The sequence below is a fragment of the Marinobacterium profundum genome (assembly GCF_001528745.1).
GTDB classification, from domain to species: domain Bacteria; phylum Pseudomonadota; class Gammaproteobacteria; order Pseudomonadales; family Balneatricaceae; genus Marinobacterium_A; species Marinobacterium_A profundum.
The window spans coordinates 1-3,227 of record NZ_BCNS01000181.1 but is presented as its reverse complement, the minus strand read 5'-3'; the positions used below and the strand labels follow the sequence as shown (position 1 = coordinate 3,227).

Sequence of the window (3,227 nt, the reverse complement as noted above, 5' to 3'; positions counted from 1 at the left end):
GTCGGGGGGCGATAACCTTTTCCCCATATTGCTCGCGGAAGAATAGAGCTTCGACCGAGTGGCGGCTGTTGCCCGTCTTCAGTAGACTGTCAAACCATTCAGCAGCCAGCAGCTCACGAACGTCCCTATGCCGAAACCGTACAGCTCCATAGATAATGTCGTTGAAGACCCCTCGCTCCAATAACGCACGCACATCCCGAGGATCCCAATCAGCAAGGACCGACTCTGCCTCTATGCCGAGTTTCATCGGTGCTGCATCGGGTACATTGAGACCTGCTTGACCGCTTAACACAACCGCAGCCGCCAAGCGACGCACTCCTTCTCTTGCTTGTTCGAGATTCAGAGGCTGGCGCTGTACTCGATCACTGTTGTGGTCGTCGCGTAGTCGCTTGTCGATGTTGTGACGGAGCAACTCTAGGCGGCCGCCGAGGACACCGTCTTCGGCCCATTTCACTAGAATGCCTTCGAGATCAAATGGGCGCTCCGCGAGACTCCAAAGATTGGCTCGTTCAATTTCCTGTAGCAGACGATCTATATCTTTCGCTTCACGCTCTGTGCAAAATCGACGAATTTTCTCTTCATTCAAAGGAAGCATTGTGTATATCGTTAGCGCGCTTTGAGGTTCAGGTTTCTGATTTTCTTCATTTTTTTCCTCTTGTATCGTCGCAAGGAAAAGAATTTTATTTAATAGTCGCCGGTCATCTCTCGGACGCCATGAATAGGGACGACTGGATAGATAGATGTGCGCTCTGTGTGCAGCAACTTTTATGCCTTTGGCAAAGCGGAGTAACGCTTTTTCAAAGGTTCTCGGATTTTCTAGCCGCGCCTCATCTACAGAGTCGAGGAAAAACCAGGCTTCCTCCGTAGATTCTAACCATTCCTTAAACTGTGTTTCCTCACCTATCTCAAATGCCTCGTAGAAATCGGTTTTGATATCTTCAATGCGGATGAAGAAAGATGGCTTGCCTTGTTCTGCTAAAAAACTTGCCCGATATCGCAACTCTTCAGTTTTTCCCGAGCCTGCTTCAGCTAAAATGACACAACGGAATTGACGCTCCATATCATCCCAGGTTTTTGGTTCAACATGTCCAAAAATTGAGTGCATTTCATCACTCTCTGCCTCTTTTTGGTTTGTTGTGGAAGGTGAAAATTGTCGATTTAAAGGAACATGGTTATCCATATGTATACTCTACATTTTATATTTCGTTTAAACGTTAATAGGCAGGGGCAGAGCACGAAATGCTATTATTTTTTGAATAATTGTACTCAAATATGTCTTTTCAGACGGAACGCAATATTTTTATACTATACGATTTCTATCTACAAACCAGGATAGCGCGAAGAAAGGCTAAACGACTGAAAAGAAAATATATATGAGTATTCACAGCCATCTTCCTCCGTTGAAAATGATCTTGTGCGTTTTCGAATTTTGCAGCGGCAGTATCCGCCAGCCTGTAATCCCTAGTGAGCTGATATTGCCCCATTTCAGTCAGTCGTGCCAGCAGGAATTGACTTGTATGCAGGGCATTAGCTTCTACCCTAATTACGGCTTACGGCTTACGGCTTACGGCTCCAAATCCCCAACCTATGCGGGCTATACTCAAGGCAGGCTGAATTTCGGGCGGCGCAGTGCGCGCCCGCAGACATCTGGCGACGCCACAATACGGACGTACAGGTCGCACTAACCCGGCTACCGGGCCCCAGGGCCAGGAGATTTCATGGTTGCCAAGGCCGTGCATGCGGCAGACTCCACTCTTTCCAAGGCTGAACTGACACCGGCTGCGTTGCTGCTGCAGAACGAGGTTTTTCGTGGCAGCGGCGGGGTCAGCGATGAAAACCGCAGCCTGGGTTTCAGACCGGCGTTTTACGATATGGAAACAGGCGCGGTGCATCCGTCCTGTTTCGCCAACGGGCTACCTGCCCCCATGCATCTGCTGGATGGTTTGCCGTCTGAATTGGTGCTGGCCCGGCTCGACAGTGGTCGAGTCACGGCGGTCAAATCCGGCATAGTGGCGGGCTTTATGCGCCAGGGGCAGTTCTTTACCCGTGTCCAGGCCGCACAGGCCAGCCAGGATTTGCGTTGCGCCTCCCGTGAGTTGAGTAATCCGCTGCATAATCATCGCCTGCTAGAGGTCTGGGAGCGTTTTATGCTGGGCCAGGATTATGCTGATGAAGCCATTCGGCCTGTGGTGGAAGATTCCTGGCGCCGTTGTCATGCCAGCTGCATTGATCCGCAGCTGGGTCATGCGCCCCTTGGCGCTGACTCTGAACAGGTAGAGTACCGCCGCTATCGCCAGGCTGACTTGCGCGATGCTGCCTACCCGGTGCTGCAACGGGCGCAGGAGCTTCTGAACCGCTCAAGCAGCGTGATTCTGCTGACGGATGAGCATGGCCTGATCCTGGATGTGGCCGGTGAGCAGCGTAGCCGGCATGCTGCCCAGGATATAAATCTGGTGCCCGGCGGGCTCTGGAGCGAGGAGGCCGTGGGCACCAATGCCATAGGCACGGCGCTGGCGGCAGGCGAGGCGGTGCAACTCTATGGTGCAGAGCATTTCTGTAGCGGGATCAAACACTTCACCTGTTCTGCTGATGTCATTCATGACCCTCATGATGGCCGCGTTATAGGCGCGGTAGACCTGTCGGGTCTGACGGAAACCTATCAGCGTAATGCGCTGGAGTTTGCCATGAATGCCGCAAGGCTGATTGAGGCAAACCTTGCCGCGGCCTATTTCAGCTCCAGAGAACAGGTGTTGCAATGTAGCCGGGCACTCTTTGGGCGCTGGAGGGAACAGGGTCTGCTGGCGTTCGACAGGCGCGGGCGTCTGGTGCGGGCCAATGGCCTGGCGCACCCGCAGCTTAAAGCGCTGGATAGCGCGTTCGAGCTCAGCCCCCAGACGCGCCTTGGGGCGCTGGATCTGGATGACGACAGCCAAAGTGCTGCTGTCGCGCCTTCGTGGCTGGCATCCCAGCCGCAGCACGCCATTGCGCAACGGGGCCGTCGCATCGGCACTCTGCTAGTGCTGGAAGGTGTCGGCGGATAACCGCCGGTATTTGCCTGTTATCGGCAGCTTGCATGATCTGCATCAGTACCTCGGCCTGGGTTCTCGGGCATCCTGTCTGTATTTAACCTTCTGGCATTTATTCAGGCTGACGCCGTAATCTCTCTATCGAGGTGAGGTGCAGGAGTGATGGCAGGGTATAACGGCAACTAGTGTAGTGTTGCACTC

At 53.3% G+C, this 3,227-nt stretch carries 2 protein-coding genes; one reads left to right on the top strand and one right to left on the bottom strand.

The window, feature by feature from the left end; translation table 11 throughout:
* Window positions 1–1,180: NACHT domain-containing protein (locus MPRO_RS21120; protein ID WP_216821349.1), on the bottom strand; the 1,180-nt coding region annotated here is incomplete at its 3' end.
* Window positions 1,181–1,718: 538 nt separating this feature from the next.
* Here MPRO_RS21120 and MPRO_RS21115 point away from each other — a divergent pair.
* Window positions 1,719–3,041, top strand: coding sequence for a GAF domain-containing protein (locus MPRO_RS21115; RefSeq protein WP_067298002.1), 1,323 nt, complete (start codon window positions 1,719–1,721; stop codon window positions 3,039–3,041).
* Window positions 3,042–3,227: the final 186 nt, after the last annotated feature.